Raw genomic sequence first — 14796 nt, 5'->3', positions numbered from 1 at the left:
GACAGCGGACTGCCCGGCGCGGTGTCAGTGGCCCCCGAACGCGTGCCTGGCCGCGGGTGCTGGCTAGGCTGGGGTTGACGACGGGACGGCCCCTGCAACGGCCCGTCCCACCAACGACCCACAGCGTGGTGGGCGAAGGGGAGTGCTTTCTCATGGAGTCTGGCGGCCGAGTCGACGGCGGTGCCTCCGCTGATGTCGAAGCCGGGGCGAGCGGTGACACCATCCGGGTCGAGGGGCGGCCGCACTCGCGGCCGGACGACCTCGACGACAGCGAGCTCGACGAGCCGCTGCCCAACGGCGAGCGCCTGATCGCGGCCGCGGTCGCGCTGGCCGCCGGGGGCAGCCCGACAGAGCTGCTGACGGGCGGTCCGAGCCTGGCTGACGACCGGCTGGCCGAGGCACAGCTCGTGCAGCGCTACTGGCGCTTCGCCCCGGACGAGGAGCTGGTCGACCTCACCCCCGCCCGCCTGATCGAGGCGGCCCGCGCCCACCGTGAGCTGGCGCAGCAGCGCAAGCCGGGCGAGCTGAAGCTGCGCCTGTCCCAGTCGGAGCAACCGCGCCACACCGTCGTGGAAGTGGTCACCGACGACATGCCGTTCCTGGTGGACTCCGTCACGGCGGCGCTGTCCGCGCGCAAGGACGTGCAGCTGCTGGTACACCCGGTGATGGTGGTGCGCCGCGACGACGCGGGCACGCTGACCGAGGTCTGCGCCGACGTGGAGCCCGACGACGCGATCCCCGGCGACCTGATCGAGAGCTGGATGCGCATCGAGGTCGGCGCCATCCGCGACGAGGGAGAGCTGGAGCACCTGCGCGCCGACCTGGAGCGGGTGCTGGGCGACGTACGCAAGGCGGTCGAGGACTGGCCGCGCATGCGGGCCCAGGCGCTGGCGCTGGCCGACGAGATCTCCGGGGCCGAGCTGCCCGTGCCGGACCGTGACATCACCGACTCGGTGGAGCTGCTGCGGTGGCTGTCCGACCACCACTTCACCTTCCTCGGGTATCGCGAGTACGAGCTGGTCCACGTGCCCGGTGACGGCGAGGGCACCGACCTGATGCGGGCCGTGCCCGGCACGGGCCTCGGCATCCTGCGCGACGACGACGGCTCCACGGTGCGGGCGCTCGCCTCGATGACGCCGGAGGCGCAGCACAAGGCGCTGGAGAAGCGCCTGCTGATCATCACGAAGGCGAACTCGCGGGCCACCGTGCACCGCTCCGCCTACCTGGACTACATCGGGTTCAAGACGTTCGACGCGGACGGCAACGTCGACGGTGAGCGCCGCTTCCTGGGCCTGTTCTCGTCGGCGGCATACCGCACCAGCGTGCGCGACCTGCCGGTGATCCGGCGCAAGGTGGACAGCGTGCTGGAGCGCTCCGGCCTGTCCGCGCGCAGCCACTCCGGCAAGGACCTCGTGGAGATCCTGGAGACCTACCCGCGCGACGAGCTGTTCCAGATCAGCACCGAGGACCTCTACCACGCGGTCACCGGCGTACTGCGCATGGCGGGCCGCCGCCAGCTGCGGCTGTTCCTGCGCCGGGACGGCTACGGCCGGTTCATCTCCTGCCTGATCTACCTGCCGCGGGACCGGTTCACCACCGCGCACCGGCTGGCGATGCAGGACATCCTGCTGCGTGAGCTGAACGGCGTCGGCGTCGACTACACCACCCGGGTGAGCGAGTCGAACCTGGCCCGCATCCACTTCATCGTGCGCACCGACCCCAACGACCCGCCCGGCGACGTGGACGTCGACGCGCTGGCCGAGATGCTGGGCGACGCCACCCGCAACTGGGACGACGACTTCCGGCTGGTGCTGGAGCGCAAGGTCGGCGACGAGCAGGCCCGGCTGCTGGCCTCCCGCTACGTCGACGCGCTGCCGGAGACCTACAAGGACGGGCACCTGCCCTACGAGGCCGCGCAGGACCTGGCCAAGCTGGAGCTGCTGGAGGAGCCCGGCCAGCTGGAGATGCACCTGTTCCGGCGCAAGTTCACCGCGGGCGCGGGCAGCCTGGTCGAGGCCACCACACCGGGCAACGACGTGCGCTTCAAGGTGTACCGGCACGGCGAGCCGATGCTGCTGTCGGCGGTGCTGCCGGTGCTGCACTCGCTGGGCGTGCGGGTCACCGACGAGCGGCCGTACGAGGTGCGCCGCCCCGACGCGACCGTGTTCGTGTACGACTTCGGCCTGCAGCTGCCCGCCGGGGCGCGGGACCTGGCCGAGGTGCGCGCGCACGTGGAGAACGCCTTCGCCGCCGCGTGGCGGAGCGAGGCCGAGGTCGACGGCTTCAACGAGCTGGTGCTGCGGGCCGGGCTGACCTGGCGCCAGGTCGTCATCCTGCGCGCGTACGCCAAGTACCTGCGCCAGGCGGGCACCGTCTTCTCGCAGGAGTCGATGGAGTCCACCTTCACTGCGTACCCGCAGATCGCGGCGATGCTGGTGGCGCTGTTCGAGACCCGGTTCAACCCGGGCCTGCACCTGTCCGACGCCGAGCGCGGCAGCCAGGCCAAGGAGCTGATCTCGGCGATCGGCCGCCAGCTGGAGCAGGTGGCGAGCCTCGACCAGGACCGCATCCTGCGCAACTACCTGACCCTGATGCAGGCGACGCTGCGCACCTCCTTCTTCCAGAAGGCAGCCGACGGGCGGCCCAAGTCGTACATCGCGTTCAAGCTGGACCCGCAGGCCATCCCGGACCTGCCCGCGCCCCGGCCCAAGTTCGAGATCTTCGTGTACTCGCCGCGCTTCGAGGGCGTGCACCTGCGCTTCGGCGCCGTCGCGCGCGGCGGCCTGCGCTGGTCGGACCGGCGCGACGACTTCCGCACCGAGATCCTGGGCCTGGTCAAGGCACAGATGGTCAAGAACGCGGTGATCGTGCCGGTCGGCGCCAAGGGCGGCTTCGTGCTCAAGCAGGCGCCGTCCCCGGCCGACCGGGACGCCTACCAGGCCGAGGGCGTGGCCTGCTACCGCCGGTTCATCTCGGCGCTGCTCGACATCACCGACAACCTCGACGCGGGCAAGGTCGTGCCGCCCGCCGACGTGGTGCGCCACGACGGCGACGACCCGTACCTCGTGGTCGCCGCGGACAAGGGCACCGCGACGTTCTCCGACATCGCCAACGAGATCTCCGCGTCGTACGGGTTCTGGCTCGGTGACGCGTTCGCCTCGGGCGGCTCGGCGGGTTACGACCACAAGAAGATGGGCATCACGGCGCGCGGCGCGTGGGAGTCGGTCAAGCGGCACTTCCGCGACCTGGGCCATGACACCCAGACGCAGGACTTCACCGTGGTCGGCGTCGGTGACATGTCCGGCGACGTGTTCGGCAACGGCATGCTGCTGTCCGAGCACATCCGCCTGGTCGCCGCGTTCGACCACCGGCACGTGTTCCTGGACCCGGACCCGGACGCGGCGTCCTCCTACGCCGAGCGGCGGCGCATGTTCGACCTGCCGCGCAGCTCGTGGGCGGAGTACGACACGTCGCTGATCTCGGAGGGCGGCGGGGTGTTCCCGCGTACCGCCAAGTCCATCCCGATCACCCCGCAGGTGCGCGCCGCCCTCGGGCTGGCCGACACGGTGACCGCGATGAGCCCGGCGGAGCTGATGAAGGCGATCCTGCTGGCCCCGGTCGACCTGCTGTGGAACGGCGGCATCGGCACCTATGTCAAGGCGACCACCGAGTCGCACGCCGAGGTGGGGGACAAGGCCAACGACGCCATCCGGGTCAACGGCGCGCACCTGCGCGCGCGTGTGGTCGGCGAGGGCGGCAACCTCGGTCTCACCCAGGCCGGGCGCATCGAGTACGCCCGCAAGGGCGCCCAGGGCCACGGCGGCCGGATCTTCACCGACTTCATCGACAACTCGGCCGGGGTGGACTGCTCCGACCACGAGGTCAACATCAAGATCCTGCTCGGGGCGGACCCGGACCTCACCCTCGAGGCCCGCAACGAGCTGCTGGCCAGCATGACCGACGAGGTCGCCGAGCTGGTGCTGCGGGACAACTACGGCCAGGCCACCACGCTCGGCAACGCCCGCGCGCAGACGCTGTCGCTGCTGCCCGTGCACCGGCGGCTCATCACCGAGCTGGAGCGGGCCGGCAAGCTCGACCGGGCGCTGGAGGGCCTGCCCACCGACGAGGAGCTGGCCGCCCGCGGCGAGAACGGCGAGGGCCTGTCCACGCCCGAGTTCGCGGTGCTCATGGCGTACGTCAAGATCGTGCTGGAGGAGGAGATCGTCCAGTCCGACCTGCCCGACGAGGCGTGGACGGCGCAGACGATGGCCGACTACTTCCCGACGCCGCTGCGCGGGATGACCCAGCAGATGGCCGAGCACCGGCTGCGCCGCGACATCGTCACCACGGTGCTGGTCAACGAGACGGTCAACCGGGGCGGCATCACCTTCATCCACCGCGCGGTGGAGGAGACCGGCGCCCCCGCCGCCGAGGTGCTGCGCGCCTTCGAGATCGTCTGGGAGGTCTTCGACCTGCCCGCGCTGTGGGCCGCCGTCGAGGCGACCGACAACGTGGTGCCGACCGCCGCCCAGACCGCCGTCTACCTCAAGGCCCGGCGGCTCATGGACCGCGCGGTGCGCTGGCTCATCCAGAACCGGCGCGCCCCGCTGGACGTGCCCGGCGAGATCGCCAAGCTCAAGCCCGGCGTGGCCGACCTGATGCCGCGCATGAAGGACATGTTCGTCGGCGCCGAGCGGGCCGGCATCGCCGAGCACGAGGCGGAGCTGACCGGCCTGGGCGCACCCCAGGACCTGGCCGAACGGGGCGCCCGCACGCTCTACAGCTTCGGCCTGCTCGACGTCGTCGAGGTCGCCGCCGCCACCGGCCGTGACCTCGACGAGGTGGCCGGCGTGTACTTCGTGCTCTCCGAGCGCTTCCACATCGACGACCTGCTCACCAAGATCTCGATGCTCCCGCGCGACGACCGCTGGCAGACCCTGGCGAGAATGGCCCTCCGCTACGACCTCTACGCCGCCCTGGCCGCCCTCACCGCCGAGGTCCTGGCCGCCGCCCCCTCGGGCACCGCCGAGGAACGCGTCGTCCAGTGGGAGCAGCACAACGCCAACGCCATCGCCCAGGCACGAAAGTCCATCGCGGAACTCGACGGCGCCAAGGCCGACCTGGCCCCCCTGTCGGTCCTGCTCCGCCAGATCCGCACCCTGGTCCGCACCGCCGCCGCAGCCTGACCAACCCCGCGGCCCGGCTGTCCACGCCGGGCCGCGCCCGCTCTCCCGCGCCGATCTTGCGCGAACTGTGGGGACGACACGCCCCTTCCGGGCATATCCCTAACAGTTCGCGCAAGATCGACGCGATCTTGGGTGGCGTGGCGCGGGGCAGTGCGGTGGGGCCTGGGGGGTTAGGCGACGAGGCCGAGGATTTCGGCGGCGGCGCGGCCGTTGGCGTGGGAGGCGCCGTAGGTGGTGACGAAGGCTTTGACGCCGTTGGGGCGCCAGCCGGCGGGCCAGCCCATCTCGACGACGGCGAGGGGGTGCACGGCGGCGAGCTGCTCGGCGAGCGAGCGGGCGGCCGGGTTGCGGTGGGTGTGGCGGCCGACCAGCACGATCGGGCGGCCGGCGGCGGCGTCGATCAGGGCGTTCGCGCTGGTCTCGTCGGCGGCGACGGCCAGCTGCGGGGTGCCGTCCAGGTGGGGGGACAGGCCCCACGGCACGGCGCCCTCGGCGATGGTGTGCCCGGCCCGCAGCTGTACCACGAACGGGTGCTCGAACCCGGACAGGCTGCCCTCGACGCTCACCGCCCGGCGCGCGGCGTCGTACCCGAGGCGCGGGCTCAGCTCGACGTCCTCGATGCCGTGGGTCCACGCGGCCAGCGCCTCGTTGCGGGCGACGGCCTGCTCGACGCGGGCGAGGGATAGGGTGCCGTCGGCCAGCGCGCCCGCGATCGCCGCGGCGGCCTCCTCGACGATCTCCAGCTCGATGTCGGCGCCCAGGCAGAGCAGGTCGGCCCCGGCGCGCAGGGCACGGACCGCGGCCGGGCCGATGCCGCCCGCGCTGCGCGAGGCGCCCTTCATCTCCAGCGCGTCGGTGACGACGGTGCCGGTGAAGCCGTACTCGCCGCGCAGCACGTCGACGAGCAGCGCCTCGGTGAAGGTGGCCGGGTCGTCGCCGGTGATCGCGGGCACCCGGATGTGCGCCGTCATGATGGCCTTGGTGCCGGCCGCGATCACGGCCGCGAACGGGGGCAGCTCGCGGTCCCGCAGCAGCTGCGGCGTCACGTCGACGGTGGGCAGCTCCAGGTGGGAGTCGGCGATGGTGGCGCCGTGCCCGGGGAAGTGCTTGGCGCAGGCGGCCACGCCGGCCTGCTGCAGGCCCACCACGGCCGCGGCGGCGTGCGCGGCCACCCGGACCGGGTCGGCGCCGAACGAGCGGGTGCCGATGACCGGGTTGTCGGTGGCGGTGTTGACGTCCACGGTGGGGGCGAGGTCCAGGTTGATGCCCACATCGGCCAGCTCGCGGCCGATCGCGTGGTACACCCGCCGGGTCAGGTCGAGATCGCCGATCGCGCCCAGTGCGGCGTTGCCCGGGTACGGGCTGCCGGTGCGGTGGGCGAGCCGGGTGACGTCGCCGCCCTCCTCGTCGATGGCGATGATCGTGTCGCGGCGGGCGGCCCGCAGCTGCGCGGTCAGCGTGGCGACCTGCTCGGTGTCGGCGATGTTGAACCCGAACAGCGTGTATCCCGCCAGGCCCTCACCCAGCAGGTCTTCGGCCCACCCGGGCGCGGTGTGGCCGGGGAAGGCGGCCAGCAGCGTACGCAGGGCCAGCCTGCGCAGTCCGGGATCAGTGCTCACGGTGTCCTCCCCCTCGGCGCCGATCGGCGCCGACATGGTGATGGGCCCTTCGGCCAGTGTGTCGGGTCTTGCCATCCATAGTGGTTTTGTGCGTGTAGGCCGTAGGCTACGGCCGTACTGTTCGACCAGAGCAATCTAATAAGAAACTTTACTAAAAACCAGCGCGCGCCGGAACCCGGTTGTGCGGATGTCGAGCTCTAGGATGACGCACCATGGCCGCAGTTTCCCAACCCGGCACGCCTCGGCTGCTCCGCGCGCTGAACGACCGGGCCGCGCTCGAACTCCTGCTCGCCCGGGGCCCGCTCACCCGCTCCCAGCTCGGCGAGCTGACCGGCCTGTCCAAGGTCACCGCCTCGCAGCTGGTCGAGCGCCTGGAGGAGCGCGGCCTGGTGCGCCGGGTCGGTGAGCAGGCCGGTGGCCGCGGGCCGAACGCGCAGCTCTACAACGTCGCGCCGAACAGCGCGTACGTGGTCGGGGTCGAGGTCGGCGCGGAGCACGTCATCGCCGCCTGCGCCGACATCACCGGGGCCGTGGTGGGCCGGGTCGAGGTGTCCACCACGCCCGACCTCAACGGCGGCGGCGACGACCCGGTGCGGGTCGTGCACAACGCCGTGGTCCAGGCGGTCGAGCAGGCCGGGGCCGACCTGCGGGACGTACGCCGCATCGTGCTGGGCACGCCCGGCCTGGTCGACCCGAGCACCGGCGACATCGTGTTCGCCTTCAACCTGCCCCGCTGGCAGCGCGGCCTCGCCGCCGCCCTGCGCGACGACCTGCACACCACCATCCTGTTCGAGAACGACGTGAACCTGGCCGCCGTCGCCGAGGCGCACGCCGGCGCCGCCCGCGAGGTGGGCGACTTCCTGCTGGTCTGGATCGGGCAGGGCGTCGGCCTCGCGGTCATGCTCGGCGGCCGCCTGCACCGGGGCACCGCGGGCGCCGCCGGTGAGATCGGCTACCTGCCGGTGCCCGGCGCGGACATCCCGCGCGAGGTCAGCCGCCGCGGCAAGGGTGCGTTCCAGCAGGTCGCCGGGGCCGACGCGGTCCGTGCGGTGGCCCGCGACCACGGCTTCCGCGCCGCCAGCGCGGCCGAGGCCGTCAAGGCCGCCATCGCCGCGGGCACCAAGGGCGGCCCGGTGCTCGACGAGGTCGCCCGGCGGCTCGCGCTGGGCGTGGCCGCGTCCTGCATCGTGCTCGACCCGCCGCTGGTCGTGCTCGCGGGCGAGGTCGGCGCGGCGGGCGGCACGCCGCTGGCCGAGCGGGTGCAGCACGAGGTCGCCGCGATCAGCCCGGTGGCCCCCCGCGTCGTCGTCACCGGCGTCGCCGACGAGCCCGTCCTGCAGGGCGCCCTGCTCACCGCCCTCGACGCGGTCCGCGACGAGGTCTTCGGCTCCACGGTCGACTGACCCGTCCGATCCCGCCCGAGGCGCCCGGTCAGCCGGGCGCGGGGTGGTCAGACCAGGTCGCGGCGGCGGAAGTTGGCGAAGGCCGCCGCGATCAGGGCGGCGGTCAGGCCGGCGACGACCAGGCCGCCGCTGAGCTGCGTGATGACCAGGTCGCCGGAGCCGTCGTAGCCCGACCAGTACTCCACGTCGCCGTTCACGAACGCGGACAGGTACGTGGACAGGAAGTACGGGTCGTACGGCAGCGCGCCGACGATCTCGAAGACGATGCGCGCGCCGGCCTCCCAGATGAGGAAGTACCCGACGACGATGCCGAGCGCGGCCGCGGTGTGCCGGGCCAGGGTGGCCAGCGCGAACGCGCACGCGGCCGCGGCGACGGACAGCGCGACGCCGCGCAGGCACATGGTCACCAGCTCGCCCCAGAACGTCGCGGGCGTCTCGCCGACCCAGCCCGCACCCGCCGCTATCAGATAGAACGTGCCCACATAGAGCACGGTGAACCCGGTTGCGAACGCGGTGACGCAGGTCAGCACCGCGGCCAGCTTCGCGCCGAGCACGGCCGAGCGCTGCGGCCGCCACAGCAGCAGGTTGGTGATGCCGCCGCTGCTCAGCTCGGCCCCGACGAACGACGCGGCGAGCACGAACCCGAAGAAGCTGAGGTAGACGGCGAGGAAAACGGTCAGGCCGCGGATCTCGTGGGTGAACACGAAGACACCCCAGAGGAAGTCGCCCGCCTTGATCTCGTTCGGGTCGCGGGTGCGGCAGTCCTCGGGGAACGCGGACGCCTCCTCCGTGCCTCTGATCTTGGCCGTCTCGCAGTTGGCCTGCCACTGGATGAGGCTGTTGCGCTGGGAGGAGGCGGTGTCCTCGGCCGCGGCCCAGGTGCCCGCGTCGGGGGAGTGGGTGGAGGACAGCACCGTCGCGACGGTGACCCCGAAGACGGCCACCAGCACGATCAGCATGATGTGGCTGAACCGGCGGGCCAGCAGGCGGCTCAGCTCGGCGCGGAACAGGTTCACACCGCCTCCTTCACGTCGAGGTCGATGACGCCGCCGTCCTGCGGGTCGCGTACGGCGGGCACGCCGATCTGCGGCGGGTCGGCCGGGTGCGGCCGGGTGCCGGTCAGGTCGAGGAACACGCTCTCCAGGTCGGGGGTGAGCGGGGTCAGCTCGGTGAGCCAGAGCCCGTCGCGGCCCAGCGTCTCGCTGATCGCGGCCGGGCCGGCCAGGCCGGACACGACGAGCGCGCCGTCGGCGTCGCGTACCGTCGCGCCCGCGGCCCGCAGCAGCGAGGCCGCGCGGGCGGGCTCGGCCACCCGCACCAGGTGCTCGCCGGTGTCGTGGCCGGCCAGCACCACCGAGACCGGGCCGTGCGCGACCCGGCGGCCCCGGTCGATGATGGTGACCGAGTCGCACACCTGCTCGATCTCGGACAGCAGGTGGCTGGAGAGCAGCACGGTGACCCCACTGGCGGCCAGGTCGCTCATGAGCGTGCGCATGGCGTGGATGCCGGAGGGGTCCAGCCCGTTCGCGGGCTCGTCCAGGATGAGCAGCTCCGGGTGCTTGAGCAGGGCGGACGCCACGGCCAGCCGCTGGCGCATGCCGAGGGAGTACGCCTTGACCGGCTCGTCGGCACGGTCGCGCAGGCCCACCGTGGTCAGCACCTCGTCGACCCGGGTCATCGGGATCCCGCCCGCGGTGGCCAGCAGCCGCAGCGTCTTGCGGCCGGTGAACGGGCTGAAGAAGGCCGGGCTCTCCACGATCGCACCGACCCGGTGCGCCACGTCGGCGAACCGGCTGCTCGGCACGCCGAGGATGGACATCCGCCCCGCGTCGGCGCGCAGCAGGCCGAGCAGCGTGCGCAGGGTGGTCGTCTTGCCCGAGCCGTTGGGGCCGAGGAAGCCGTGCACCTGGCCCTTCTCGACCAGCATGTCGAACCCGTCGAGCGCGGTCCGCTCGCCGCGCCGCATGGTGCGGAACGTCTTGTGCAGCCCGCTGATCTCGATCGCCGCGGTCACCGCGCCTCCCCGTCGGTCAGTGTCCGCCCAACCTATGCGATCCGGGCGGACGCGTGGGGGCGCCGATCGCGCGCGATGTGATCTGGCTGGCAGGTCGCCCCCGCGCGGGGGCGGCCGTGATTGGATAGCGGCGTGTCAGGACTGCACCGTGCCGCCCATGCCGCTTCCGAGGTCAACCAGGCCGTCGCGCCGGACGACCCCGACCTGGTGATCGCCGCCGAAGGCGTCAACGTCGTACGCGACGGCAAGCACCTGCTGCGCGACATCTCGTGGCGGGTGGAGCTGGACGAGCGCTGGGTGGTGCTCGGCCCCAACGGCGCCGGCAAGACCACCCTGCTGCACCTGGCCGCGGGCCGGGCGCACCCCACCAGCGGCACGGTGTACGTGCTCGGCGAGCGTATCGGCCGGGTCGACATGCAGGAGCTGCGCACCCGGATCGGCCTGTCCACGGCGGCGCTGGCCGAGCGGGTGCCCGCCGAGGAGCTGGTGCGCGACGTGGTGGTCACCGCGTCGTGGTCGGTGGTGGGCCGGTTCCGGGAGTCGTACGACGCGATGGACGAGGCCCGCGCCAAGGAGCTGCTGGAGGAGTGGGGCATGGCCGGGCTGGCCGAGCGCCGCTACGGCACCCTGTCCGAGGGCGAGCGCAAGCGCACGCAGATCGCCCGCGCCCTGATGACCGATCCGGAGCTGCTGCTGCTCGACGAGCCGGCCGCCGGGCTGGACCTGGGCGGCCGGGAGGACCTGGTGGCCCGGCTCTCCGAGCTGGCCGCCGACCCCGACGCGCCCGCGCTGGTGCTGGTCACCCACCACGTCGAGGAGATCCCGCCCAGCTTCACGCACGCGCTGCTGCTGCGCGAGGGCGGCATCGTCGCGGCCGGCCCCATCCCGCAGACGATCACCTCGGACAACCTCTCGGCGACGTTCGGCCTGCCGCTGGAGGTAACCGCGACCGAGGGCCGCTTCACCGCCCGCGCCCGCTGACTTCAACATTTCATCGCCAGGTCGGCTGCCGAGGTTGCCGGGACCGGTCAGGATCGTAGGTATGCGCACGATCCTGAACATCCTCTGGTTCATCTTCGGCAGCGGGTTCCTGCTCGCCCTGGCGTACGGCCTGGCCGGGATCATCTGCTTCATCCTGATCGTGACGATCCCGTTCGGGGTGGCGTCGTTCCGGCTGGCCCGCTACGCGCTCTGGCCGTTCGGGTACACCATCGTGGAGAAGCCGAGCGCGGGCCTGGCCTCGACGCTGGCGAACGTGGTGTGGCTGATCGTGGCGGGCTGGTGGCTGGCGCTGATCCACATCACCGCGGGCATCGCGCTGTGCATCACGCTGATCGGCATCCCGTTCGGCATCGCGAACTTCAAGCTGGTGCCGGCGGCGCTGTGGCCGCTGGGGCGCGAGATCGTCGAGCGGCCCTGAGTCAGCGCGGTGCCTCCATGGCCCGCTGGATGGAGCGGTAGATGCGGCCGAAGCGCGACTCGTCGGTGACGCGGAGCAGGAGCACCTCGCGGCCGCGCCATACCGCCCAGATCTCGTGCATGGCGATGCCCTGGTCGTAGCTGTGGTCGAGCCGGTGCAGGGTCCATTCCAGCGCCGGCCCGGCCAGGCCCACCAGCACCACCACGACGGCCAGCGGCACCAGCACCTTGCCGGCCGCATCGGGATCGCCGACCGCGCCCGCGATCAGGTACACCACGCCGAGCAGCGCGAGCACCGCGCCGACCACGACCCCGGCGTTCAGCGCGCCGCGCCCGGCGAGGCGGCGCATCGCCCGGGGGTCCGCCGTGATCTCGCGATGCCAGACGTATTCCAGATCGTCGAGGCGGAACACGCGGTCGTGGATGTGGATCGCGGTGGAGGTCACCTCCACCGCTGGATCGCGGTAATAGACGATCATCGCAGCCTCCGGCCCTCACCGTAGGCGATGGGCGCAAGCCGCATAAGCTCGTCATATCAGGCACTCGACGAGGAGGCAGCGTGGGCGAGTTCGTCAATGTGGAAGTGGACGGCGGCATCGGCACGATCCGGCTGGAACGGCCGCCCATGAACGCGCTCAACGTGCAGGTCCAGGAGGAGCTGCGGGCCGCCGCGCACGCGGTGACCGCCGACAGCCGGATCGCCGCCGTGGTCGTCTACGGCGGGCCGAAGGTCTTCGCGGCCGGCGCCGACATCAAGGAGATGGCGGACATGTCGTACGTGGACATGTCAGCCCGCGCCGGTGCGCTGAGCAGCGCCTTCGACGCCGTCGCGCGCATCCCGAAGCCGGTCGTCGCGGCCATCACCGGGTACGCCCTGGGCGGCGGCTGCGAGCTGGCGCTGGCCTGTGACTGGCGGGTGGTCGCCGACGACGCGAAGCTGGGCCAGCCCGAGATCAAGCTGGGCATCATCCCCGGCGCGGGCGGCACGCAGCGGCTGGCGCGGCTGGTCGGCCCGGCCAAGGCCAAGGACATCATCTTCTCCGGGCGCATGGTCGACGCCGCCGAGGCGCTGACGATCGGCCTGGCCGACCGGGTGTGCGCCGCCGACGTGGTGTACGACCAGGCCAAGGCGCTGGTCGCGGAGTACGTGAACGGCCCGGCGCAGGCGCTGCGCGCGGCCAAGCTGGCGATCGACGGCGGCCTGGACCAGGACCTGGCGTCCGGCCTGGCCTGGGAGTCGCAGCTGTTCGCGGCGCTGTTCGCCACCGAGGACCGGCGCGAGGGCATGACCGCGTTCGTGGAGCGGCGCAAGCCCAAGTTCATCGGCCGCTGAGGCGGGTAGCGGTATGACGGCTCGGGGCCCGGCGGCGGGCCGGGTCCCGAGTTTGTGAGTCCTCTTCATATTTCCGCGCGTGCTGGGTACGCTCCCCGCACACGAAGGGACAATGCGCATGGCTGAGACCTCTGACAACGTCGTCGCGGGGCACGGAGGCCAGCTCGCGCTGGCCGCACTGCGTGCCGCCGGAGTGAAGGAGATGTTCACCCTCTCGGGTGGACACGTCTTCCCGCTCTACGACGCGGCACACCAGGACGGATTCCCGCTCTACGACGTGCGGCACGAGCAGACCGCGGTGTTCGCGGCCGAGGCGGTGGCCAAGCTGCAGCGCCGCCCCGGCGTCGCGGTGCTCACCGCCGGACCCGGCGTCACCAACGGCGTATCCGGCCTGACCAGCGCCTTCTTCAACGCGGCGCCGGTGCTGGTGCTCGGCGGGCGGGCCCCGCAGTTCCGCTGGGGCGCCGGCTCGCTGCAGGAGATCGACCACCTGCCGATCGTCGCCCCGGTCACCAAGCACGCCGCCACCGTCGGGTCCACCGACGACATCGCGGGCGCGGTCACCACCGCCCTGGAGCACGCGCTGACCCCGCACCGCGGCCCGTCCTTCCTGGACCTGCCGCTGGAGGTCGTGTTCAGTACGGGCGAGAGCAAGGCCGCCGCCCCGCAGGTGCCGCTGCTGGAGCCCGACCCCGACGAGGTCGCGCGAGCCGTCCGGCTCGTCGCGGGCGCCGAGCGCCCCGTCATCATCGCCGGGTCCGACGTGTACGGCGGGGACGCCACCGCGGCCCTGCGCGCCGCCGCCGAGGCGCTCACCGTGCCCGTCTTCGCCAACGGCATGGGCCGCGGGTCGCTGCCGCCGAGCCACCCGCTCGCCTTCGCCAAGGCCCGCCGCAAGGCCCTCGACGCCGCCGACGTGGTCGTCGTGATCGGCACCCCGCTGGACTTCCGCCTCGGCTTCGGCGACTTCGGCTCCGCCCAGGTCGTGCACGTGGTCGACGCGCCCAGCCAGCGCGCCGCACACGTCACCGTCGCTGCCTCGCCCGCGGGCGACCTGCGCACCATCCTGACCGCGTTCGCCGACCACACCGGCGAGCGCAGGGACCACAGCGACTGGGTCGCCACGCTGCGCGCCGCCGAGCAGGCCCAGGCCGCCAAGCACGAGCTGGAGATGCAGGCCGACAGCGAGCTGATCAAACCGGCCCGGGTGTACGGCGAGCTGCGCAAGGTGCTTGCACCCGACGCCGTCACCATCGGCGACGGCGGCGACTTCGTCTCCTACGCCGGGCGCTACCTGGAGCCGTCCGTGCCCGGCAGCTGGCTCGACCCCGGCCCGTACGGCTGCCTCGGCACCGGCATGGGCTACGCCATGGGCGCCCGCGTCACCTACCCCGACCGCCAGATCTGCGTGCTCATGGGCGACGGCGCGGCCGGCTTCTCCCTCATGGACGTCGAGTCCCTGGTCCGCCAGAACCTGCCCGTCGTCATGATCGTCGGCAACAACGGCATCTGGGGCCTGGAGAAGCACCCCATGCGCGCCATGTACGGCTACGACGTAGCCGCCGACCTCCAACCCGGCCTCCGCTACGACGACGTCGTCAAGGCCCTCGGCGGCGGCGGCGAAACCGTCACCACCGCCACAGACCTCCCCGCCGCCCTGACCCGCGCCTTCTCCGCCGGAGTCCCCTACCTCGTCAACGTCATCACCGACCCCACCGACGCCTACCCCCGCTCCGCCAACCTCGCGTAGCGCCCCCCGCCCCGCCCCTTCTGCTGCGCCGATCTTGCGTGAACTGTGGGGACGACACGCCCTAACCGGGGG

The 14796-nt window shown here is 72.5% G+C and carries 10 protein-coding genes; 6 read left to right on the top strand and 4 right to left on the bottom strand.

What is annotated here, in order from left to right; all coding sequences use genetic code 11:
• Positions 1-152 precede the first annotated feature (152 nt).
• Positions 153-5186: an NAD-glutamate dehydrogenase gene (locus tag Cba03nite_RS05215; protein ID WP_203742506.1), complete on the top strand. Its 5034-nt coding sequence runs from the start codon at positions 153-155 to the stop codon at positions 5184-5186.
• A gap of 170 nt (positions 5187-5356) precedes the next feature.
• On the opposite strand, the gene Cba03nite_RS05210 is transcribed toward Cba03nite_RS05215, so the two are convergent.
• Positions 5357-6805, bottom strand: coding sequence for a glycoside hydrolase family 3 N-terminal domain-containing protein (locus Cba03nite_RS05210; protein WP_203742504.1), 1449 nt, complete (start codon positions 6803-6805; stop codon positions 5357-5359).
• 212 nt (positions 6806-7017) lie between these two features.
• Between Cba03nite_RS05210 and Cba03nite_RS05205 the strand changes: the two genes are divergently transcribed.
• On the top strand, positions 7018-8208 hold the full coding sequence (locus Cba03nite_RS05205) for an ROK family transcriptional regulator (protein ID WP_203742503.1): 1191 nt from the start codon (positions 7018-7020) through the stop codon (positions 8206-8208).
• Between the two features lie 47 nt (positions 8209-8255).
• Here the strand turns inward: Cba03nite_RS05205 and Cba03nite_RS05200 are convergent, their stop codons facing one another.
• Entirely contained in the window at positions 8256-9224 is a 969-nt protein-coding gene (locus Cba03nite_RS05200; protein ID WP_203742501.1) for a DUF2705 family protein, read from the bottom strand.
• The gene (locus Cba03nite_RS05195) at positions 9221-10222 is read right to left on the bottom strand and encodes an ATP-binding cassette domain-containing protein (protein ID WP_203742499.1); all 1002 of its coding nucleotides are present in this window, start codon (positions 10220-10222) and stop codon (positions 9221-9223) included. The genes Cba03nite_RS05200 and Cba03nite_RS05195 overlap by 4 nt, the downstream gene beginning before the upstream one ends.
• Before the next feature lie 141 nt (positions 10223-10363).
• Between Cba03nite_RS05195 and Cba03nite_RS05190 the strand changes: the two genes are divergently transcribed.
• Together Cba03nite_RS05190 and Cba03nite_RS05185 are read left to right on the top strand one after the other, a co-directional pair.
• Positions 10364-11203 carry an ABC transporter ATP-binding protein gene (locus Cba03nite_RS05190; protein ID WP_203743246.1) on the top strand — a complete coding sequence of 280 codons (840 nt, stop codon included), beginning with the start codon at positions 10364-10366 and terminating at the stop codon, positions 11201-11203.
• A 61-nt stretch (positions 11204-11264) separates the two neighbouring features.
• Positions 11265-11642: a YccF domain-containing protein gene (locus tag Cba03nite_RS05185; RefSeq protein ID WP_203742490.1), complete on the top strand. Its 378-nt coding sequence runs from the start codon at positions 11265-11267 to the stop codon at positions 11640-11642.
• Between the two features lies 1 nt (position 11643).
• Here Cba03nite_RS05185 and Cba03nite_RS05180 read toward each other — a convergent pair whose 3' ends face one another.
• The gene (locus Cba03nite_RS05180) at positions 11644-12120 is read right to left on the bottom strand and encodes a DUF6232 family protein (RefSeq protein ID WP_203742488.1); all 477 of its coding nucleotides are present in this window, start codon (positions 12118-12120) and stop codon (positions 11644-11646) included.
• A gap of 80 nt (positions 12121-12200) precedes the next feature.
• Between Cba03nite_RS05180 and Cba03nite_RS05175 the strand changes: the two genes are divergently transcribed.
• Together Cba03nite_RS05175 and Cba03nite_RS05170 are read left to right on the top strand one after the other, a co-directional pair.
• A complete protein-coding gene (locus Cba03nite_RS05175) occupies positions 12201-12974 on the top strand; it encodes an enoyl-CoA hydratase-related protein (RefSeq protein WP_203742486.1) in 774 nt (257 codons plus the stop codon).
• Between the two features lie 118 nt (positions 12975-13092).
• Positions 13093-14724, top strand: a complete 1632-nt coding sequence (locus tag Cba03nite_RS05170; protein ID WP_203742484.1) for an acetolactate synthase — start codon at positions 13093-13095, stop codon at positions 14722-14724.
• Positions 14725-14796: the final 72 nt, after the last annotated feature.

The organism is Catellatospora bangladeshensis, from assembly GCF_016862575.1.
GTDB classification, from domain to species: Bacteria; Actinomycetota; Actinomycetes; order Mycobacteriales; family Micromonosporaceae; genus Catellatospora; species Catellatospora bangladeshensis.
This window is presented reverse-complemented; position numbering and strand designations above follow the sequence as displayed.